Origin of the sequence: Citrobacter sp. Cpo065 (genome assembly GCF_030332805.1) — a bacterium.
Taxonomy (GTDB): domain Bacteria; phylum Pseudomonadota; class Gammaproteobacteria; order Enterobacterales; family Enterobacteriaceae; genus Citrobacter; species Citrobacter portucalensis.
Map to the genome: position 1 here is coordinate 304,525 of NZ_JAOWHC010000029.1, position 21,955 is coordinate 326,479.

The window sequence follows — 21,955 nt, forward strand, 5'->3', positions numbered from 1 at the left end:
AACGCGTGTTATTTGTTGCGTCCAAGCGGCACCACTAACGGCGTTCCGGCAACCGGATCGTCGATAATCATACAGCGCAGTCCATAGATTTTTTCAATAAGCTGCGCGGTGACGATCTCCTTCGGTGCACCCTCGGCAATAATTTTTCCGTCACGCAGCGCAATCAGATGCGTTGCATAGCGACAGGCCTGATTCAGGTCGTGCAAAACGGCGGCCAGCGTGTAACCTTTTTCCCGGTTTAGCTCACTCAGCAGTTCCAGCAGATCGATCTGATGACTGATATCCAGCCAGGTGGTGGGTTCATCGAGCAGCATAATCGACGTTTCCTGCGCCAGCACCATCGCAATCCATGCACGCTGACGTTGTCCGCCGGAAAGGGTATCCACACTTTGTGATGCCAGGTGGGTGATACCCGTCGCCTGTATGGCGTTTGAGACCGCAATTTCATCCTCTTGCCGCCAGCGGGTAAACAGCGGCTGGTGTGGGTAGCGTCCGCGGGCAACCAGCTCCTGTACCGTAATATCTCCCGGCGTGGTGGCGTTTTGCGCCAGCAAACCTATTCTGCGGGCGACTTCTTTGCTGGCATAGTGCTGAATATGCTCGCCGTCGAGCCAGACCTTGCCGTGCACGGGCGTCATCAGACGACTCAGCGTGCGCAGTAGGGTTGATTTCCCGCAGCCGTTTGGCCCGATAATCGCGGTGAAATGGCCGTCAGGAATCGACACATTGAGGTTTTCCGCCACGGTAAACTTGCCATAACCCAGCGTTAACTGGTCGCCACGCAAACGGGCTACTGATTCGATCATTTTTTGCGGGACTCCTGAATTAACAAGACGATAAGATAAATACCGCCGAGGCTTACGGTGACAACGCCCACCGGAAGCTGATAAGGCATAAACAGCTGTTGGGCGCATAAATCCGCCATCAGCAACAGCAACGCGCCGCACAGCGCCGACAGGGTTAATCCCCAGCGAGATGTACCGCTTATACGTCGCGCGATATGCGGCGCAACAAGAGCAATAAACGAGATAGGACCGGCCAGCGCGGTGGCGGCAGCGGTCAGTACTACCGCAACCAGCATCATCATTAGACGTGAACGCTCAACGCTGACGCCAAGCGCACAGGCGCTGTCATCACCCATTTCCAGTAAACGCATCCGGCGTACCAGCAGCGCGGCGCACACCAGCATGATGATAATCAGCGGGGCAGAAGGCCAGGTTTTGGCCCAGGTCAGGCCATTGAGCGATCCGGCGTTCCACAGCCCAGCCGTCAGCGCGGTTTCTAATGATGCTTTCAGCAGCAGCCAGGTGTTGAACGCCACCAGCATGGCGCGAATGCCGATACCAATAATAATCAGCCGGAAGGTGTCGATCCCATTGCGCCAGGCGAGCGCCCAGACCACCAGAGAAGTCAGGATCCCACCCAGCATGGCTGCCAGCGCGATAGCGGTGAGATGCTGTCCGAACAGCACCATTGCCACCAGCACACCGCTCCAGGCTCCGGTATTGAAACCCATCACATCCGGGCTGCCCAGCGGGTTACGCATCAGTGACTGAAATATTGCGCCGCTCACACCGAGAGCCGCGCCAATCAATAGCGCCATGAGCACGCGTGGCAAACGCCATTCGGTTACCACCAGCGTAATACTGCGCGGCGCATCGCCGAGCAAGGCGGCAATAATTTGCTGGGTTTCCAGCGTAACAACGCCGCTACGCAGGCTCCACAAACCAATGACGAGACAACCTGCAACCAGCAGCAGGCTGCTGATTATCAGGCGGCGGGAGAGGTGCATCATGCGCCACCTCCGCGCGATTTACGGCGTACCAGAAAGATAAGCACCGGTGCACCGATAAACGCACTGACTACCGACACGCGCAGCTCGCCGGGGACAATCAGGCGACCGATTATATCGGCAATCAGTAACAGAGAAGGCGTTGCCAGTAGGGTTACGGGCAGTGACCAGCGGTGATCCGCCCCCACCAGCCAGCGCGCCATGTGCGGCATCATCAGGCCGATAAAGGCGATAGGACCAACAATCGCGGTCGCACTGCCGCACAGTACGGTAATAACCAGCAGGCCAATAAATTGCGTGCGAGCGACTTTACTGCCAAGCGCGGTAGCGGTGTCGCTGCCGAGACTCAGGCTATTCAGAGCGCGACTGAGAAACAGTGCGACAGCCGCGGCAATCAGTACCGGTACCAGCACAACTTTCAGCGTTTGCAGGCTGCGGATATCCAGTGAGCCGGCTTGCCAGAAACGCAGCTGATCGTAAACGTCCGGGTTGAGCAGGGCGATGCCGGTGGATAATCCTTCCAGCACCGCGCCCAGCGCGACGCCCGCCAGGGTCAGACGTACCGGGCTTAACTGCCCGCCGCCCTGACTACCGGTAAAAGCTACGATCAGCGATGCAGCCAGCGCACCGCAAAAGGCCATCAGCAGCTGTTCTTGCGCAGAGGAAAAGCCGAACAGCGCGGCCCCCAGCACAATAGCGAAGCTGGCGCCGGAGTTGACACCCAGAATGCCGGGATCGGCGAGAGGGTTACGCGTGAGCGTTTGCATTAGTGCGCCAGCCATGCCCAGCGCACCACCGGCGAGCAGCCCCGCCAGCGTGCGCGGCAGGCGCGCGTCCAGCACGATGGTGCAATCAGCACTTTGACAACTGCCGGTGAGCGCATCCAGCACCACGGAGGCAGGTAGCGACTTGGCGCCAATAACCAGACTTAATACCGTGGTGAGAACAAGTAATAACAATAGTCCGGGCACGGCGAAGGCGCGTGTCGCGGAAACAGAGCATGACATATCAACTTCCCTGATAATGATAGTAATTATCGTTATCGATCTTATTTGGATATGTTAGCATGTGCAGCCATCGAATGGATATTGAAAAAGTACCTGGTAAGGCTCTGTAATGAATCGACAATCCTGGCTGCTCAATCTCAGCCTGTTAAAGACCCACCCAGCATTTCGCGCTGTCTTCCTCGCCCGTTTTATTTCCATTGTCTCTCTGGGGCTACTCGGCGTGGCGGTTCCGGTACAGATCCAGATGATGACCCAGTCGACCTGGCAGGTGGGGTTGTCGGTGACGTTGACCGGCAGCGCAATGTTTATTGGCCTGATGGTGGGCGGAGTGCTGGCCGACCGCTATGAGCGTAAAAAAGTGATCCTGCTGGCGCGTGGAACCTGTGGTATTGGCTTTATTGGCCTGTGTCTGAATGCGCTGCTGCCCGAACCGTCGTTGCTGGCGATTTATCTGCTTGGCTTATGGGATGGTTTCTTTGCCTCTCTGGGCGTGACCGCATTGCTGGCTGCGACGCCAGCGCTGGTTGGGCGCGAGAATTTGATGCAGGCCGGGGCGATTACCATGCTGACGGTGCGTCTGGGATCGGTAATTTCACCGATGCTTGGCGGGGTGCTGCTCGCGACTGGCGGCGTGGCCTGGAACTACGGACTGGCGGCGGCGGGAACCTTCATTACCTTACTACCGTTGCTGAGCCTTCCTGCGTTGCCGCCTCCGCCGCAGCCGCGCGAGCATCCGCTGAAATCGCTGCTGGCAGCATTTCGCTTTCTGCTTGCCAGCCCGCTGATTGGCGGCATTGCGCTGCTCGGTGGTCTGTTAACCATGGCGAGCGCCGTGCGTGTGCTGTATCCGGCATTGGCGATTAACTGGCACATGTCGAGTGCGCAAATTGGCCTGCTGTATGCGGCTATTCCGCTGGGGGCAGCCGTGGGCGCATTGACCAGCGGACAACTGGCGCACAGCGTTCGCCCGGGACTGATTATGCTGGCATCGACCGTGGCTTCATTTCTGGCTATCGGCCTGTTTGGCTTGATGCCCGTCTGGCAGCTTGGTGTGGTTTGTCTGGCGCTGTTTGGCTGGTTGAGCGCGGTCAGCTCTTTGTTGCAGTACACCCTGTTACAGACGCAGACGCCGGAAGCGATGCTCGGGCGAATTAACGGTTTGTGGACGGCGCAAAACGTCACCGGCGATGCGATTGGCGCGGCGTTGTTAGGTGGTCTGGGCGCGATGATGACGCCGGTTGCTTCGGCAAGCGTGAGTGGATTTGGGTTGGTGATTGTCGGTCTGTTACTGCTGCTGTTGTTGCGAGAAGTGCGCCGATTCCGGCAGGTCCCCGTGAATGTCTGATCGCATTGTGCTCTATGGTTGTAGACCGGATAAGGCGTTAGCCGCATCCGGCGCTGAACATTAAAAGAGAGCCGACAGACGTTGCAGCAGCAGCGTGGCGCTGTAGTAGTCGAGACGGAAGGTTTCCGTACCCAGGGCGTAAACGCGTTTATTCTGCACGGCTGGCAGATGCGCCAGAAGCGGATTGGCGTAAATAGCGTCGACATCTTTGCTGTCGCCTGCAAACAGGAACAGCGCTTCGCCGTTCAGGCCTGCCGCCAGGTTCTCACCGCCAAGCTGGATGATATCGTGGCGTTTGCCCTGACTCTGGCTGGTGTGCAAGTTGGCAGGCAGCGTTGCCAGCGTGAACCCTAACTGCTCCATCAGCTTGCCTTGCGCTGACTCAGGCGTCCACAGGTTGGCGCTGTGCGCCGCGGCGGTATATACCAGCGCGCTGACCGGTTGTGGTGGCAGGGTAATATGTTGCTTAACCGCCTGAAGTTGCTTATCAAATTCGGCAATTCGCGCAGCTGCCTGTTGCTCCTGACCGGTAATTTCACCTAACTGGGTCAGCAGCGACTGCCAGCTTTTATCGTCGTAATTAATGATGAGCGTTGGCGCAATGGTGGACAGCTGATCGTAAAGCGCGAGGGCTGAATCGCCCCCAGTAGCGCTTATCAGAATCAGATCCGGCATTTGAGCTGCGACGGCCTCGGCGCTCGGTTCGCCGATATACAGGCGGCTCAGTTTGCGTTCTTTTGCTACTTCGCTCCACTGACGTAAAAAGCCCTGCGCATCGCCGATGCGATTGTTCGGCGTAGTGGCACCGCTGGCAATGACCGGGGCATCAATCGCCAGCAGCGAGCCGGTGAGGGTGACGCTGGTGGAGACAATTCGCTGTGGCTTATGCTCCAGCGTATGCGTGCCGCGACTGTCAGTAACCTGACGCGGCCAGTCGGCGGCGTGACCTGAAGAAATTCCTGAAAGAGATAAACCTGCCAGTAAGAGCACGGTGCGGCAAAAAGAGGGGAGACTCACGAATCGGCTTCCTGTTATCAGTATAAGTAATGCTTCTCATTTTCATTGTTAGCGAGCAAGGATGCAAGCCAAAGTCGCACATTGTGCTACCACAAGAGTTGACATACCGCCGCTTTACTTTTAGGTTAGCGACCAAAAATATAAATGATAATCATTATTAGAGCCTTTATCATTTTTGGAGGATGATATGGATACGTCACTGGCCGAGGAAAAAACGCAGACTATGCCGACGCTCGCTCCCGACAGTTTTTTCTTTATGTCGCCGTACCGTAGTTTTACGACGTCAGGATGCTTCGCCCGCTATGCGGAACCGGCAATTGATGGCGATTCGCCAGACAGCCCTTTCCAACAGAAAATGAACGCACTGTTTGCTGATGCCAAATCGCAGGGCATCGTGAACCCTGTCATGGTCGGGGCGATTCCCTTTGATACCCGCCAGCCATCATCGCTGTTTATTCCCCAATCATGGCAGAGCTTCTCTCGTACGGCGAAGCAGCAATCATCACGTTACTTTACCGCGCATCAGTCGCTGAACGTCGTTGAACGTAAATCGATCCCGGAACAGGACTTTTTTGAAGATATGGTCGCCCGGGCGGCAGCGCTGACGGCAACCCCGGAAGTCGACAAAGTGGTGTTGTCACGCCTGATCGATATCACCGCCGATGCCAACATTGACAGCGGTGCGCTGCTGGAGCGTCTGGTGGCGCAAAATCCAGCGAGCTACAACTTCCATGTACCGATTGAAGACGGCGGCGTATTGATTGGTGCCAGCCCGGAACTGCTACTGCGCAAAGAAGGCGATCGTTTTAGCTCACTGCCGCTGGCAGGCTCGGCACGTCGTCAGCCAGATGATGTGCTGGATCGCGAAGCAGGGATCCGCCTGCTGGCGTCTGAGAAGGACCGCCATGAGCACGAACTGGTGACGCAGGCGATGAAAACGGTATTGCGCGATCGCAGCCGTGAATTGCAACTGCCTTCTTCTCCGCAGCTGGTTACCACGCCGACGCTCTGGCACCTCGGCACGCCGTTTGAAGGTAAAGCCAACCCGCAGGAAAACGCCCTGACGCTGGCGTGCCTGCTGCATCCGACGCCTGCGCTAAGCGGCTTCCCACATCAGGTTGCGCGCAAGCTTATCGCCGAGCTGGAGCCGTTCGATCGTGAATTGTTCGGCGGTATTGTCGGCTGGTGTGATGCCGAAGGTAACGGTGAGTGGGTGGTGACGATCCGCTGTGCGAAGCTGCTGCGCAATCAGGTGCGTTTTTTTGCCGGAGCAGGAATTGTTCCAGCCTCTTCCCCGGTTGCGGAATGGCGTGAAACGGGGGCCAAGCTCTCCACGATGTTGAATGTTTTTGGACTGCATTAAGAGCCTTATTGACCAGGCTTCTGAGGAGCGATAATGAGTATTCCTTTCACCCGCTGGCCGGAGGAGTTTGCCCGCCGCTATCGTGAAAAAGGTTACTGGCAGGATTTGCCGCTGACCGACATTCTGACCCGTCACGCAGAAAGCGATCATACGGCGGTAATTGATGGTGAACGCCATCTGAGCTATCGCCAGCTAAATCAGGCCGCTGACAATCTCGCCTGCAGTTTGCGTTGCCAGGGGATCAAACCCGGCGAAACCGCGCTGGTGCAACTGGGCAATGTGGCTGAGCTGTATATCACCTTCTTTGCGCTGCTCAAGCTGGGCGTAGCTCCAGTGCTGGCGCTGTTCAGCCATCAGCGTAACGAACTCAACGCCTACGCCAAACAGATTGAGCCGGCACTGCTGATTGCCGATCGCCAGCATACGCTGTTTAGCGGCGACGATTTTCTTAACGCTTTTGTGGCCGAACACAATTCAGTGCGCGTGGTGTTACTGCGTAATGATGAAGGTGAACACAATCTGCAAACGGCGATAAACCAGCCTGCGACAGATTTTTCCGCCACGCCATCGCCTGCTGATGAGGTGGCGTACTTCCAGCTTTCTGGCGGGACGACCGGGACGCCAAAACTGATTCCTCGCACTCATAACGATTACTACTACAGCGTGCGTCGCAGCAATGAGATTTGCCGCTTCACCGGGGAAACGCGTTATTTATGCGCAATCCCGGCGGCGCATAACTACGCCATGAGTTCGCCAGGCGCGCTGGGCGTATTCCTGGCCGGTGGCACCGTGGTACTGGCGGCTGACCCGAGTGCCACTCTGTGTTTCCCGTTGATTGAACGGCATCAGGTTAACGTCACGGCGCTGGTGCCGCCTGCGGTGAGCCTGTGGTTGCAGGCGATTGCGGAGTGGGGCAGTAATGCGCAACTGGCTTCGCTGAAACTGCTACAGGTCGGTGGCGCAAGGCTTTCCGCCACGCTTGCGGCACGTATTCCGGCTGAGATTGGCTGCCAGTTGCAGCAGGTCTTCGGCATGGCGGAAGGGCTGGTTAACTATACCCGTCTGGACGACAGTCCTGAGCGCATCATCAATACCCAGGGGCGCCCGATGTGTCCCGATGATGAAGTCTGGGTAGCAGACGCTGACGGCAACCCTTTAGCCCAGGGAGAGACCGGACGCCTGATGACGCGTGGTCCGTACACCTTCCGCGGTTATTTCAAAAGTCCTGAGCATAATGCCAGTGCCTTTGACGCCAACGGCTTTTACTGTTCCGGCGATCTGATCGCTATCGATCCGGATGGTTACATCACCGTTCAGGGGCGTGAAAAGGATCAGATCAATCGCGGTGGGGAGAAGATCGCCGCTGAAGAGATTGAAAACCTGCTACTGCGCCATCCAATGGTGATCCATGCCGCGCTGGTCAGTATGGATGACGAACTGATGGGTGAGAAAAGCTGTGCCTGGCTGGTGGTGAAAGAGCCGCTGCGCGCGGTGCAGGTGCGCCGTTTTCTACGCGAACAGGGCATAGCGGAATTCAAATTACCCGATCGTGTTGAGTGCGTTGAGTCATTACCGCTGACTCCAGTGGGGAAGGTAGATAAAAAACAATTACGTCAGTGGCTGGCATCACGTTCACTGGCCTGAAGGAGAAATAGAAATGGCAATTCCTAAACTGCAGGCTTATGCGCTACCAACGGCGCTCGATGTTCCGGTGAACAAAGTCGACTGGGCATTTGACCCTGAACGCGCCGCGCTGCTGATCCACGACATGCAGGATTATTTTATCGGCTTTTGGGGCGATAACTGCCCGATGATGGAGCAGGTCGTCGCGAACATCGCCGCGCTGCGCCAGTACTGCAAAGAGCAAAACATTCCGGTGTATTACACCGCTCAGCCGAAAGAACAGAGTGATGAAGACCGCGCTCTGCTCAATGATATGTGGGGACCGGGCCTGACGCGTTCCCCGGAACAACAAAAGATCGTTGAGGCGCTGGCGCCGGATGAAGCGGATACCATTCTGGTGAAATGGCGTTATAGCGCATTTCATCGTTCCCCGCTGGAACAGATGCTCAAGGAAACCGGGCGTAATCAACTGATCATTACCGGGGTGTATGCGCATATCGGCTGTATGACCACCGCAACGGACGCCTTCATGCGTGACATCAAGCCGTTTATGGTTGCCGATGCGCTGGCGGACTTTAGCCGTGACGAACACCTGATGTCGCTGAAATACGTGGCGGGACGTTCCGGGCGTGTGGTAATGACCCAGGAATTATTGCCGACACCGGTCCCGACCAGTAAAGATGCGTTGCGCAGCGTTATTCTGCCGTTGCTGGATGAGTCTGAAGAGCCGATGGATGACGAAAACCTGATCGACTACGGGCTGGATTCCGTGCGCATGATGGCGCTGGCGGCGCGCTGGCGTAAGGTTCATGGTGACATTGATTTCGTGATGCTGGCGAAAAAACCGACCATTGACGCATGGTGGGCGCTGCTCTCCCGCGAGGTGAAGTAATGGCTGGATTTGATTTTGCCGGGAAAACCGTCTGGGTAACCGGCGCGGGTAAAGGGATTGGCTACACCACGGCGTTGGCATTTGCGGAGGCTGGTGCTGAGGTGACAGGATTCGATCGCGAATTTCCTCAGGATAACTACCCGTTTGCGACCGAAGTGCTGGATGTGGCGAATGCCGGACAGGTAGCTGAAGTGTGCCAGCGCGTCCTCAAAGCGCGCGAGCGTTTAGATGTGTTGGTCAATGCCGCAGGTATTTTGCGTATGGGGGCCACCGATGCGCTGAGCGCTGAGGAGTGGCAGCAGACGTTTGCGGTTAACGTCGGTGGGGCGTTCAATCTGTTTCAGCAGACGATGGCGCAGTTTCGTCGCCAGCAGGGCGGGGCGATCGTGACCGTCGCGTCGGATGCGGCGCACACGCCGCGTATCGGCATGAGTGCTTACGGCGCGTCAAAGGCCGCGTTGAAAAGCCTGGCGCTGACCGTCGGACTTGAACTGGCGGGCAGCGGTGTGCGCTGTAATGTGGTGTCGCCAGGCTCGACCGACACCGATATGCAGCGCACGCTGTGGGTTAGCGATGACGCGGAGCAACAGCGCATTCGTGGATTTGGCGAGCAGTTTAAACTCGGGATTCCGCTGGGGAAAATCGCCCGGCCGCAAGAGATCACCAACACTATTTTATTCCTCGCTTCCGATCTGGCCAGCCACATTACGTTACAGGATATCGTGGTGGACGGCGGTTCCACACTGGGGGCATGACGATGATCTGGAAGCGTCATTTAACGCTGGATGAACTCAATGCCACCAGTCAGAACACGATGGTGGCGCATTTAGGCATGGTCTATACCCGGCTGGGTGATGATGTGCTGGAAGCCGAAATGCCGGTGGATAGCCGCACGCATCAGCCATTTGGCCTTCTGCACGGCGGCGCATCCGCGGCCCTGGCGGAAACGCTGGGTTCAATGGCGGGTTATCTGATGACCCGCGACGGGCAGTGCGTGGTGGGGACGGAACTCAACGCCACGCATCATCGGGCGGTATCGCAGGGGAAAGTGCGCGGCGTTTGCCAGCCGCTGCACCTTGGGCGTCAAAATCAAAGCTGGGAAATCGTCATCTTTGATGAGCAGGGACGACGCTGCTGCACCTGCCGTTTAGGCACTGCGGTGATGGGGTGAAGATAAGCGCGTCGTTTAGACGCGCTTCGTGACACCAGTTACCAGCTATAGCGCAGATTAAAACTCCCGTTGAGATCGCGGTAGTCGTTATTACCTTTCTGACCCGCCGCCTGGACGCTGACGTTCCACTGGCTATTGAGATTCGCCTGAATTCCCACTTTTAGCTCGCTGCGATCGGCAGGAAGATCCTGTTTTACCGTTGCGTTATCAAATGATACGGCCAGATCGTCGGTGGAGTGTAGCCAGTTAATCTCTGCGAATGGCCGGACGGTAGCATCGACGAATGAAAGCTGGCTATCAATTCGCAGACCAAGACGTGTAGTCCAGCTATCGCCATTTTGCCCGTCTATGCGTGTACCATTTGTCTCAACGCTATCTGCCTCGTAGCGTTGCCAGATAACCTGCGCCTGTGGCGTCAGGCTTACTGTGTTAGCGCTGCTCAAGTTAATGTTGTAGCGGTAACCGCTTTCCAGCGAAATCGCGTGAGCCAGGGAGTCGTAATGCGTTGAACCGGTATTGCCATTCTCGACGCTGTTATTGTAGAAGCCATACTGATACCACGTATCAACATACCAGCCGCGATGTTGCCGGGCATCAGAGAACCAGGTGGCATACGCGCCAAGATTGTAACCGTCGATATCGCCTGTGGCTGTAAACTGACTGCCATCCGCGCCGCGATTTCCGGTGCTGTCGGTACTGCCGTCAAGGTAACTGGCCATCAGGCCAAACGTGATGCTTTGTTGATCATCGCGCCAGGTTGCAAGGTCGCAGCCAAGCTGAAACTGGGTGTAATCGCTGTCCATGTCGATATTGCCATTTACAGCCGATGTGTCCGTTTTTCCGCCTTTCATTCGCGCCCAGACGCTTCCTTCGGCCGAGCGGTACAGGCTCCCTTCACGATTGAACAGCGTTTGCATCTGCAGGCTACGCGCCAGCCACTGGTTGCCCAGATAAGCGCCTATATCGGCGCGATATTGTGGATTCGATGGGATTACGTCGCTGCCGCTGTCGTCAGGGTCGACAGGTGTCACGTCGCTGCCGCCGTCATCAGGATCAACCGGTGTCACGTCGCTGCCGCCATCGTCAGGATCAACTGGCGTGACGTCGCTGTCGTCGTCATCAGGATCAACTGGTGTCACGTCGCTGTCGTCAGGATCGATCGGGGTGATGTCATCATCCGGGTCATCAGGCGTTTCTGCTTTAGATCGCAGATACCAGCTTTCGTTATCTTCATACAGACGATACTCATACAGGCCGATTTGAATCTGATTGCCAAGAGAAAATGCGTCATCCGATGATATCCCTCCGACGTCGACAATCTCGATACCTTGATCGGTATATGCACCCACGCCATCCACATTATTGATGTAGAGCGTGGTGCTGCCGTTAACATTACCCGAGACAATGAGCTGGTCGGTTGGTGAATTATCATCGCCTAAACTGGCGTTAAGTGAGAGCTGACCGCCGTTGCCCGTGTAGTCGCCGTTGATGATTAACGCATTCCCGGGAGTCGTGCTACTGCTGCGGATTACACCTTGATTGGTTACGTTACCATTAACGATAAACTGGCTATCTGGCGTTGTACGATCACCAAAGCTTAGCAGGCCGACGTTGTTCACAGCACCGTTGATTACCCCGTTACCGCCGAGAGTGGCTCCAGCTTCAACATCGATGCTCTGCTTGCTCCCTTCAGAGCCAATAGCGCCAGAACTAGTCAACCACAGCGTTCCCTGCTGAATGTCTGTGATTCCGCTCCAGGTATTCTTTGCGGTAAGGGTGAGCGTGCCGTCTCCTTTTTTGGTCAGACTTTTACCGTCCCATCCCGTGGTGGCGTTGGGTGAGGTATCTGCAAGCAACCCATTGACGGTAAATGTCTGGCCCGCGTTCAGGGTGAACGTACCGTGTGCAGGCGTAGAGACCGCGGCGGAGTCTCCGGCGTACCAACTGAGCCCCACGCCCAATTCATATTGGGTATTATCAAGGGCATTAACCTGACCAGAAATCGCGATATAGTCGGGCAGGGTATCCGGATCGGTTGAGATCGAAGTGAAATCGCTCACGATTGCGGAGTTGGCATCAATTAGCGTAACCGTGTCGATGTCTGCCAGTTGATTGTCTGAGGTCAGTGCGTTGAGATCCAGCGCATTACCCGAATTGCTGATGTGTAGATCGCCGCCAGGATTAACCTGTCCGCCGGTAATTAGCGGGTTAGCGGACTGACTGGCCAGCGCCGCGGCGCTTAAATCGACGCTGAGAATACTGCTTTCTTTCAGCGTGACCTCATCAGCATGCACAGTGCTGTAAGTTCCGGCTGTGTGGTCTGCCGCCAGCTCAAGGGTTCCTGCGTTGGTCAGCGTCGTGAGCGTGGAATCATCGGTAACCCGCCACTGGCTCTGCTCGGCAAGGTTAAGATTGAGGATTGAATCAATCCCCTGAGCGTTGAAGCTTTCATTAACTGAGGTTGCTCCGGCGAAATAAGAACCCGCGTCCATATTGAGGTTGATATATCCCCAGCCGCTGTTAACGATGTCGCCGGTTATGGTCATTTTTCCTGAGCCACTTACCGTCCCGCCAGGTAGAACATTCCCGCCCGAGGAAACTTTCGGGTTCCAGATGGCAACGCCGCCGTCGGCGATGATGGTGGTATCGCCCGTCAGATTCACGATACCGCCTTCTTGCACCACCACGCCGTAACCACTGCCGTTAGCGCCGGTCATATCAATGGTCAGATTCTCACCATTGATGATGCCTGCATGGGTAAAATCCCCATCGCCGATGGCCCAAAGACCGTAAGGATTTTTACCGCTCATGATGATATCCGTATTGGATATATTGATCGTCGCGCCACTGTATTGGGCTGATGCGCCATAGCCGTTAACCGCGTAGATAGTGTTTCGCTGCTCTGCGGAACCGTTGAAATTTATGGTTGTCGGTGCGCTGTAAGGGGTGTTGGCCACAATACCGTTGGTCGTGTGGCCTGTGGAATTTCTTCCATCAATGCTGCTGCCTTCACCAATGTTGGCGACGGCGGCATGCATGCTGCTCATTAGTGTAAGAGCGGTGGACTGCGCGGTCGTGACGGTCAGATTATTGGCATTGAATTCACTGTATCCTCGTCCGGTCAGGTAAATTGTTGATGCAGTCCCGTTTGCGCTAATGGAACTGTCTGACCCTAAATCAACCACGCCGCCTTCTATTCGAAGCCCTTCCGTCTTCTGGCCGGTGACGTCAATGGTGAGATGGTTGGCCTTTACTGTTCCGATGGCATCATCTTTACTGGTTGCCGAATAATCCTCAACAATCATCCCGTATCCTTCGGAGAAACCGTGCACGGTGATGGTGGAATCATTGCCAAAATCCACGTTGCCGCTGATGTTCGCACCCGTACCGGTTGCGGACTCTGTAGAGGTTGTGGAAAGGGTGATATCAAGGCTATCTGCCGTAAAATAACTTTGTGAACCAGAAACGAGTCCATATGCCGTACCTCCAGGCGTTGAGAGCGTAATTGCGCTGTTCTTGCCCAGATCAATTTGGCTGTATTGCCCCTCCTGGATACCATAAATCGTGGTGCCTGTTCCTGCCTCTGATACGGTGAAATCAATGTTCAGCCCGTTCGCGTTAACCTGGGTGTTTTTTCCAAGATAGAGCGCGCTGCCGCCGGCTGTGCCGCTGGTTAATTCTATGCGGCTGTCATCCCCAAAATTGAGCGTGGTACCATTTGCCCAGTATGTGTCGATACCTACAGCCTTACCGGTTGCATCGGTGTTAACCTGGATTAATCCAGCGTTCATGGTTAACGTATTATTGTCGTCATAGAAATAGACACCCGTCGCATTACCATTTTGGGATTCGGTAATGATTTTACTCTTGTTGCCGAAGTTCAGCGTGGTGTTTTCTGTATGAACGTTAATTCCGTAAGCATCTTTTTTACTGATGGTGTTAATTGATATATTCTCGGCGTCTATATTTGTGCCTGGACTGGTGTTGTTAATATAAAGACCTGTGGTTGATGCTGCTTTCGCCGTTCCTGTGTCTGTAACGTTAATCTGTGTACCGGTACCTAAATTATTATTGGCGCTGTTATCAAGCTTTACCCCAATAGAACCACTATCACCGGTAACGTTAATGGTGGTTTTACCATTAATCTGTACGCCTTGCCCCCCTGAGGACAGACTTTCGATACCCGTGGTTCCATCGACAGATGTCACGGTATCGCCATCATTTAAGTTGATGGTTTCACCGCTAAGCGGGCCGTAGTCGCTGGCATGAACGCAATTTGCCGTTAATCCAACTGCCGATAACACCAGGCCTGCGACGGTTGCGCGAACCCGTTGATCGCCCTGCGAGAGTTCTGACGTCACCACAAACATATTTCTCGCGATATTCCAGACGATGCGATAGCATTTATTCATAATTTATATCCTTATACGGCCATCCTGAACAACCTGGCGCTGAAAAATTCTGCTGAATTAATTTTATTTTTTATGTGGGTTATTTTGTCATTAAAACTGGTGCTGCAGATATATTCTTTGTTTTGAAATTGGTGATTAAAGTGAAATAAAGCACTTACTGCATACAAAATCAGGATGGTCTGAATCTCTAAGTGCAATAACCGTATAAGCTGAGAAAGTCAGGTTAATATTGTTAATTAATATCCTTATTAATAATAAAAATATTAAGTGGCACGCTCAGCATCATGCTGAGAGGAGAATTGGACAAAACATAGAGGTGTTGGCACATACTGCGCAATTTTTTCAGTTGTCTCTGCGTTGATAGTGATCAAGTTAACAATACAATGTAAAAAATCAGTGATATATCTGCTTTGCATAGTTGTCAGGTTGTTAAATTCAGAAAAGATGTTATAGAAACAAAATGTAACATCTCTCTGGATCGGACAACGGATAACAACTATGAACAAATCAGGGAAGTACCTCGTCTGGACAGTGCTCTCCGTTATGGGAGCATTTGCCCTCGGCTATATCGCATTAAATCGTGGTGAACAGATCAACGCGTTGTGGATAGTCGTGGCGTCGGTCTGTGTCTACCTTATCGCTTACCGTTTCTACGGCCTGTACATCGCGAAAAATGTACTGGCGCTTGACCCGACGCGTATGACGCCAGCCGTGCGCCATAACGACGGTCTGGATTATGTTCCCACCGATAAAAAAGTGCTGTTTGGTCACCATTTTGCGGCAATTGCCGGAGCGGGTCCGTTAGTTGGACCGGTGCTGGCGGCGCAAATGGGCTATCTGCCGGGGATGATCTGGCTGCTCGCCGGGGTGGTACTGGCGGGTGCGGTGCAGGACTTCATGGTGCTGTTTGTTTCTACCCGTCGCGATGGTCGTTCCCTTGGCGAACTGGTGAAAGAAGAGATGGGCCCAACGGCGGGCGTTATTGCGCTGGTGGCCTGTTTTATGATCATGGTGATTATTCTCGCAGTACTGGCGATGATCGTCGTGAAAGCGCTGACCCACAGTCCGTGGGGAACCTACACCGTAGCGTTCACCATCCCGCTGGCGATCTTCATGGGGATTTATCTGCGCTATCTGCGCCCGGGCCGCATTGGTGAAGTGTCGGTCATCGGTCTGGTGTTCCTGGTGTTTGCCATTATTTCCGGCGGCTGGGTGGCTGAAAGCCCGACCTGGGCACCGTACTTTGACTTTACCGGCGTACAGCTGACGTGGATGCTTGTGGGCTACGGTTTTGTTGCCGCCGTCCTGCCGGTGTGGCTGCTGCTGGCCCCGCGTGATTACCTCTCTACCTTCCTGAAAATCGGCACCATCGTTGGCCTGGCGGTAGGGATTCTGATCATGCGTCCAACGCTGACCATGCCAGCGCTGACCAAGTTTGTTGACGGTACTGGCCCGGTCTGGACCGGTAACTTGTTCCCGTTCCTGTTTATTACCATTGCCTGTGGTGCGGTATCTGGCTTCCATGCGCTGATCTCCTCCGGCACCACGCCGAAGATGCTGGCGAATGAAGGGCAGGCCTGCTTTATCGGCTACGGCGGAATGCTGATGGAATCCTTTGTCGCCATTATGGCGCTGGTTTCCGCGTGCATCATTGATCCGGGCGTGTACTTTGCAATGAACAGCCCGATGGCGGTGCTGGCTCCTGCGGGCACGGTTGACGTAGTGGCTTCTGCGGCACAGGTAGTCAGCAGTTGGGGCTTTGCCATTACGCCAGATACCCTGCATCAAATCGCCAATGAAGTGGGTGAGCAATCCATCATCTCCCGCGCAGGTGGTGCGCCGACGCTGGCCGTCGGGATGGCGTACATTCTGCATGGCGCACTGGGCGGCATGATGGATGTGGCGTTCTGGTATCACTTCGCCATTCTGTTTGAAGCGTTGTTTATTCTGACGGCGGTAGATGCCGGTACACGCGCCGCGCGCTTTATGCTGCAGGACTTGCTGGGCGTGGTATCACCGAGCCTGAAACGTACCGATTCGCTGCCTGCAAACCTGCTGGCTACAGCGCTGTGCGTGCTGGCCTGGGGTTACTTCTTACACCAGGGCGTGGTGGATCCTCTGGGTGGTATCAATACCCTGTGGCCGCTGTTTGGTATCGCTAACCAGATGCTGGCCGGTATGGCGTTGATGCTCTGTGCTGTGGTGCTGTTCAAGATGAAACGCCAGCGCTACGCGTGGGTGGCACTGGTCCCAACCGCCTGGCTGCTGATTTGTACCCTGACCGCTGGCTGGCAGAAAGCGTTTAGCCCGGATGCGAAAATCGGCTTCCTGGCTATCGCCAACAAGTTCCAGGCGATGATCGACAGCGGTAACATTCCGGCGCAGTACACCCAGTCGCAGCTGACGCAACTGGTGTTTAACAACCGCCTGGATGCGGGTCTTACCATCTTCTTCATGGTCGTCGTTGTGGTGCTGGGTCTGTTCTCCATCAAAACTGCGCTGGCAGCATTGAAAGAGGACAAACCAACTTCGAAAGAGACACCGTACGAGCCGATGCCTGAGAATGTCGAAGAGATCGTGGCGCAGGCGAAAGGCGCGCACTAATATTCTCTTAACCAACGAGCCCTCTCCTGAACGGGGAGGGCGTTTGTACGACAGGGAAACACTATGTTTGAAACACTCGCCAAAGCCGGGAAGTATTTAGGTCAAACCGCCCGATTAATGATAGGTGTGCCGGATTACGACAACTATGTTGAACATATGCGCGTCACGCATCCGGACCAGACGCCAATGACCTACGAAGAATTTTTCCGTGAGCGCCAGGATGCACGATATGGCGGGAAAGGTGGCGCGAAGTGCTGTTGATTTTTTGCCGGATGGCGTTGATGCTTATCCGGCCTACCACAATGCTCTGACCGTAGGCCTGATAAGGCGAAGCCGCCATCAGGCAACCCGCACCATAATCACACCGTAAACGACTCTACCTTTTCGAATGCTGCGCGCAGTGTCTCCGGCGTTAACGTTACCGGCAGGGCGTGAATGGACTCCACCGGGCGCAGAGTGTGCGCAATCACTTTGTCGATTTCGGCGCGGTTATTGATGTTCACTTCCAGTTGAGCTAATCGGGTTGGCAGGTTGAATCGCTGATAAGCGGTAATTAACTGCGCCAGCACGTCATCTTGTCCCAGCAGCGCGCTCTGCACCAGGATGCCGTACGCCACTTTGGTGCCATGTAAAAACTTCTCGGTTTGTGGGAGGACGGTCAGGCCATTGTGAACAGAATGCGCCGCCGCCACGCGGGTGTAGCGCTCACCCAGACCACCAACCATGCCGCCTCCGGCAATAATCGCATCCACCACATCGCAAAAAGTGCGGCTTAGCGTGCCTTGTTGTTTGTCTGCCAGCGCCTGCTCGCTGCTTTCCAGCAGGACGTCGCGGATTGTCTGCGCGGCTTGAATACCCAGACGTACTGTCAATGGCAGTGTTTCCGGCTGAGGTGCGAGCACGACGGCTTCATACCACTTTGCCAGCGTGTCGCCGATCCCCGCCAGTAGGTATTCTTCTGGCGCATTGAGAACGATCTCGGGTTCGACCAGCACGAGGAAGTTCGCGTCAGCGAAAATTTCGAAATGTAGTGCCTGGCCCGCATCGTTATACCAGACGGAGAGCGGCGTCCAGGCAGCGCAGGTCGCCGCGATAGTAGGAATACCGACAAACGGCAGATCCAGACGACGGGCCAACGCTTTAGCGGTGTCGAGCAATGTACCGCCACCCACGCCAATCACCACACTGCGATCCTCTCCCGACTCTTTTGCCAGTTGGGCAACATCGGTTTCGCTGCAATGTACCGTAAACAGCAGGCGTTTAGCCTCGGCAAGATGAAAAGCCTCTGGCAGGTAAGGGCGGGCCGCTTCGATGGCGCGTTCACCATAAACCCACACGGCGCGTGAAAGTTGGTCGGCAGTGAAAAAATCGTTAAGTCTCGACAGGCTGCCAGGATGGGAAAAATAGTTGGCTGGGCCGGTGACGACGCGAATTTCGGTATTACTCATGTTGTGTTGTCCTTTTGGCTGTCCTGTCCAGGCAGGTTATTTTTATATAGACGTCTGAACGTCTTGATTGCCAAATACTAGCATCGTGCTATAGTGGCTTCAACCACAACATCACACGCTGGGATAACAATAATGAGTAATAACCCGCTGATTCCGCAAAGCAAACTGCCTAATCTGGGCACCACTATCTTCACGCAAATGAGTGCGCTGGCTCAGCAGCATCAGGCCATTAACCTCTCGCAGGGGTTTCCTGATTTTGACGGTCCACTCTTTTTGCAAGAGCGTCTGGGGTATCACGTCGCGCATGGCGCAAACCAGTATGCGCCGATGACCGGCGTGCAGCCGCTGCGCGAAGCCATCGCGGATAAAACGGCAGACCTGTACGGCTATAAACCTGACGCGAATAGTGAAGTGACCATCACGGCGGGGGCCACAGAAGCATTATATGCCGCGATCACTGCGCTGGTGCGCCCTGGTGATGAGGTGATTTGTTTCGACCCGAGCTACGACAGCTATGCGCCTGCGGTTGAATTATCCGGCGGTGTGGTTAAACGTATCGCCCTGCAACCACCGGCTTTTCGCGTCGACTGGCAGGCGTTTGGTGCCTTACTCAGCGACCGTACCCGCTTGGTTATCCTGAACACGCCACATAACCCTTCAGCCACTGTGTGGCATCACGCCGATTTTGACGCGCTGTGGCAGGCGATTAAAGAACGCGAGATCTTTGTCATCAGCGACGAAGTTTATGAGCATATCTGTTTCGCCAAACAGGGGCATGCCAGCGTGCTGGCACATTCAGAGCTGCGGGAACGCGCTGTTGCTGTTTCATCGTTTGGTAAGACCTACCATATGACTGGCTGGAAGGTCGGATACTGCGTTGCGCCAGCCGCCATTAGCGCTGAGCTACGAAAAGTTCACCAGTATCTGACGTTTTCCGTCAACACGCCGGCTCAGCTCGCACTGGCGGATATGCTACGAGAAGATCCGGCACACTATCGCGAACTGCCCGCGTTTTATCAGAAAAAACGCGACGTGTTAGTGAACGCGCTGCGTGACAGCCGACTGGAAATTCTGCCGTGTGAAGGCACATACTTTTTACTGGTCGATTACAGCGCCGTTTCCTCGCTTAACGACGTGGAGTTTTGCCAGTGGCTGACCACTGAAGTGGGCGTTGCGGCAATTCCGCTGTCGGTGTTCTGCGCCGATCCTTTCCCGCATAAACTGATTCGCCTCTGTTTTGCCAAGCAAGAATCGACGCTGTTAGCGGCAGCCGAGCGTCTGGTTTCGTTGTAGCTATTTCACAGTCCAGGCTTTGGAGAATCGACGGTCAGCAAACAACGCTTGCAGGCCGTTGATTTGCTTCAGGCGTAACACCTCGTCGCTGTCCATACCAAGATCCTTGCCAATTCTTTCTTCACTCCATCCCAGTTGCGATAGCTCGCGGACAATCTCGGACATGGCGTGGATTTGATGACGCCCGCGGGCGCGGTTGTGGCGAATGGTTGCCGCCATACGCTCATGGCGTTCGCGTTCTAAACAGGCAACCGGCAGATATCCTTTCAGCCTGGGCCTCAGTGAGGCTTTGGCTTTACCTAACTCGTGGCGGTGGAAACCGTCGACAATTTCGTACTCTTCAGCCGTTGAGTGAACCACTACAATGGGCTGCGTAAACCCGTCAGCTTCGAGGGACTTCAGCAGCAGCTTTTTCTCCGGTGGCGCAACGTTATTGGGGTTGTAGTCATTGGGTGAAATATGATCATTTTTAACCCAAAGAACGCAATCTACGGGCTCCTCGCGAAAGGGACTGACGCTGTGTATTGCCTTTCTGAATTCATTTATGGCTTCAATTCTCTCTGGTTCTGATAAACCAGAAAGAAAGCCGAGGAGTTCCTGAGTTAATCGCTGTTGCATAAGAGTCCCCATTCCTGGCGTTTTGTTTTCATGCGCTCATTGTAGCGTTGATAGTTTTTGGGTTTCGTTGGACTAAATGAGAGAGCCCGGCACCAATAGTCGTTATTCAGCAGGACCTTACAGATACGCCGCCATGACGGAATATCCACTGAACCAATATCTCTTTCCTGGGTTTGTGGGATATTCTCCATGCCTTTTTTCTTATACCACTGTAAATAGACGGCGATTTTATTGCGGTAATGTTCGGCGGTCGTTTCCGGCATACTCTTCAATAACAGCATGGCGTATTCCTGCCAGCTTAAATGTTCGGGTTTTAATATTTTGCGGTGACCGTAAAAATGGTTGTCCTGACCAGCATATATCCCGCCACTTTTTACCCCGCTGACGCGGGAGCACATCATTGCCCAGCGTTCAGGCTCAATAACATGGTAAAGCCACAGCCCCTGGCGTTGTTCTGGTCCAAAGGGTTCGCAGATACGCATGTATCGCGTGGGAACCCCCGCCTGATACATCAGGTTGTACAGGGGATTACACGGGAGCATTGACTTCGCAAACCACGTCCAGATGTCAGCAGTTTTCCAGTCATAAATCGGATAAATATACCAGGTATGCCCGCCGGGGGCGCTGGTGGTCCAGGGGTTGTCATCGGCAAAACGCTGTTTTTTCGAGTTCGCAATGGCGACAAAACGATTATATGACTCATCGGCGCGTATCCCGACCATCATGGCGGCCGGTCGTTTCTGCGAAAACCATTCAGCGAACTCACGAACAAATTGCTCGAAAGTCATACCGGGTTGGTAGAAAGAGAAAAACTCGGGATCGGTAATGGCATCTGCAGGCGGTTGGCGAACCCATTGAGTACCCGGCTCCCAGCATTGCCATTCAGGCTGAAATTGTGACAGTGAATTTTGTGTCGTCAGCGGCAATGCAACCCAATAAAATTCTTCGATGACATCGGAATAATTCTCGCGTAGCGCCTGGACATAGTCGATCGTGCAGGAAAACTGAGCCTCCCAGTCGATAAATAAGACGTTTATTTTTTTCTGTAACTGGCGGGCAATGGCGGCGGTCAGATGTAACATCAACCCCGAATCTTTACCTCCAGAGAAAGAAACGCAGACACGTGGTAGAGTCTCAAGCGTCCAGGTAATGCGTTCCTGTGCTGCTTGCAGAACATTTTTATCCAACGGTATTTTATAAACAGACATATCAAATCCATATCGAATTTTTATTATTTGCAGCCATAATAAATGTCCGTAATAGGATAAGCTTTTTCTTGCAGCATGCAATATTTAAATATATTCATTATCTGCATGCTATTTTGTTATTGTATATTTTATATGAATTATAATGTGCTTTTAATCATGTTA

At 54.3% G+C, this 21,955-nt stretch carries 17 protein-coding genes; 9 read left to right on the plus strand and 8 right to left on the minus strand.

What is annotated here, in order from left to right; genetic code table 11:
- Positions 1-8: 8 nt before the first annotated feature.
- The 3 genes from fepC to fepD are packed head-to-tail and all read right to left on the minus strand — an operon-like array spanning position 9 to position 2,799.
- Positions 9-806, minus strand: coding sequence for an iron-enterobactin ABC transporter ATP-binding protein (fepC, locus tag OGY68_RS07415; protein ID WP_057066469.1), 798 nt, complete (start codon positions 804-806; stop codon positions 9-11).
- Entirely contained in the window at positions 803-1,795 is a 993-nt protein-coding gene (gene fepG, locus OGY68_RS07420) for an iron-enterobactin ABC transporter permease (protein ID WP_008784056.1), read from the minus strand. Before fepG ends, fepC begins: the two co-directional genes overlap by 4 nt.
- Positions 1,792-2,799: a Fe(3+)-siderophore ABC transporter permease gene (gene fepD / locus OGY68_RS07425; RefSeq protein ID WP_057066468.1), complete on the minus strand. Its 1,008-nt coding sequence runs from the start codon at positions 2,797-2,799 to the stop codon at positions 1,792-1,794. The genes fepG and fepD overlap by 4 nt, the downstream gene beginning before the upstream one ends.
- Before the next feature lie 109 nt (positions 2,800-2,908).
- On the opposite strand from fepD, the gene entS reads away from it, so the two are divergent.
- Positions 2,909-4,144: an enterobactin transporter EntS gene (entS, locus tag OGY68_RS07430; RefSeq protein ID WP_032942657.1), complete on the plus strand. Its 1,236-nt coding sequence runs from the start codon at positions 2,909-2,911 to the stop codon at positions 4,142-4,144.
- A 60-nt stretch (positions 4,145-4,204) separates the two neighbouring features.
- Here entS and fepB read toward each other — a convergent pair whose 3' ends face one another.
- Positions 4,205-5,161 (minus strand): Fe2+-enterobactin ABC transporter substrate-binding protein, encoded by a 957-nt coding sequence (gene fepB, locus OGY68_RS07435; protein ID WP_057066467.1) that lies wholly within the window; start codon positions 5,159-5,161, stop codon positions 4,205-4,207.
- A gap of 187 nt (positions 5,162-5,348) precedes the next feature.
- On the opposite strand from fepB, the gene entC reads away from it, so the two are divergent.
- Genes entC through entH form a run of 5 tightly spaced genes read left to right on the plus strand, consistent with a single transcriptional unit; the run spans position 5,349 to position 10,210 of the window.
- Positions 5,349-6,524, plus strand: a complete 1,176-nt coding sequence (gene entC / locus OGY68_RS07440; protein WP_057066466.1) for an isochorismate synthase EntC — start codon at positions 5,349-5,351, stop codon at positions 6,522-6,524.
- Between the two features lie 33 nt (positions 6,525-6,557).
- Positions 6,558-8,168, plus strand: coding sequence for a (2,3-dihydroxybenzoyl)adenylate synthase EntE (gene entE, locus OGY68_RS07445; RefSeq protein ID WP_153686932.1), 1,611 nt, complete (start codon positions 6,558-6,560; stop codon positions 8,166-8,168).
- A 13-nt stretch (positions 8,169-8,181) separates the two neighbouring features.
- A complete protein-coding gene (locus OGY68_RS07450) occupies positions 8,182-9,039 on the plus strand; it encodes an isochorismatase (RefSeq protein ID WP_275382839.1) in 858 nt (285 codons plus the stop codon).
- The gene (entA, locus tag OGY68_RS07455; protein WP_032942661.1) at positions 9,039-9,794 is read left to right on the plus strand and encodes a 2,3-dihydro-2,3-dihydroxybenzoate dehydrogenase EntA; all 756 of its coding nucleotides are present in this window, start codon (positions 9,039-9,041) and stop codon (positions 9,792-9,794) included. Before OGY68_RS07450 ends, entA begins: the two co-directional genes overlap by 1 nt.
- Positions 9,795-9,796: 2 nt before the next feature.
- On the plus strand, positions 9,797-10,210 hold the full coding sequence (gene entH, locus OGY68_RS07460) for a proofreading thioesterase EntH (protein WP_003022055.1): 414 nt from the start codon (positions 9,797-9,799) through the stop codon (positions 10,208-10,210).
- A 38-nt stretch (positions 10,211-10,248) separates the two neighbouring features.
- Here the strand turns inward: entH and OGY68_RS07465 are convergent, their stop codons facing one another.
- The gene (locus OGY68_RS07465) at positions 10,249-14,622 is read right to left on the minus strand and encodes an autotransporter outer membrane beta-barrel domain-containing protein (RefSeq protein ID WP_286616921.1); all 4,374 of its coding nucleotides are present in this window, start codon (positions 14,620-14,622) and stop codon (positions 10,249-10,251) included.
- Between the two features lie 498 nt (positions 14,623-15,120).
- Here OGY68_RS07465 and cstA point away from each other — a divergent pair, with 498 nt between their 5' ends.
- Both cstA and OGY68_RS07475 read left to right on the plus strand, forming a co-directional pair.
- On the plus strand, positions 15,121-17,226 hold the full coding sequence (gene cstA, locus OGY68_RS07470; protein WP_008784063.1) for a pyruvate/proton symporter CstA: 2,106 nt from the start codon (positions 15,121-15,123) through the stop codon (positions 17,224-17,226).
- Between the two features lie 63 nt (positions 17,227-17,289).
- Positions 17,290-17,487, plus strand: coding sequence for a YbdD/YjiX family protein (locus tag OGY68_RS07475; protein ID WP_003022064.1), 198 nt, complete (start codon positions 17,290-17,292; stop codon positions 17,485-17,487).
- Positions 17,488-17,585: 98 nt separating this feature from the next.
- Here the strand turns inward: OGY68_RS07475 and OGY68_RS07480 are convergent, their stop codons facing one another.
- Positions 17,586-18,674, minus strand: coding sequence for an oxidoreductase (locus OGY68_RS07480; RefSeq protein WP_286580856.1), 1,089 nt, complete (start codon positions 18,672-18,674; stop codon positions 17,586-17,588).
- A 132-nt stretch (positions 18,675-18,806) separates the two neighbouring features.
- Here OGY68_RS07480 and OGY68_RS07485 point away from each other — a divergent pair, with 132 nt between their 5' ends.
- Positions 18,807-19,967: a pyridoxal phosphate-dependent aminotransferase gene (locus OGY68_RS07485; RefSeq protein WP_032942665.1), complete on the plus strand. Its 1,161-nt coding sequence runs from the start codon at positions 18,807-18,809 to the stop codon at positions 19,965-19,967.
- On the opposite strand, the gene OGY68_RS07490 is transcribed toward OGY68_RS07485, so the two are convergent.
- Both OGY68_RS07490 and OGY68_RS07495 read right to left on the minus strand, forming a co-directional pair.
- Entirely contained in the window at positions 19,968-20,585 is a 618-nt protein-coding gene (locus tag OGY68_RS07490; RefSeq protein ID WP_032942666.1) for an IbrB-like domain-containing protein, read from the minus strand.
- Complete coding sequence (locus OGY68_RS07495) at positions 20,570-21,793, minus strand: phosphoadenosine phosphosulfate reductase (RefSeq protein ID WP_286616923.1); 1,224 nt, start codon at positions 21,791-21,793, stop codon at positions 20,570-20,572. The genes OGY68_RS07490 and OGY68_RS07495 overlap by 16 nt, the downstream gene beginning before the upstream one ends.
- Positions 21,794-21,955 lie beyond the last annotated feature (162 nt).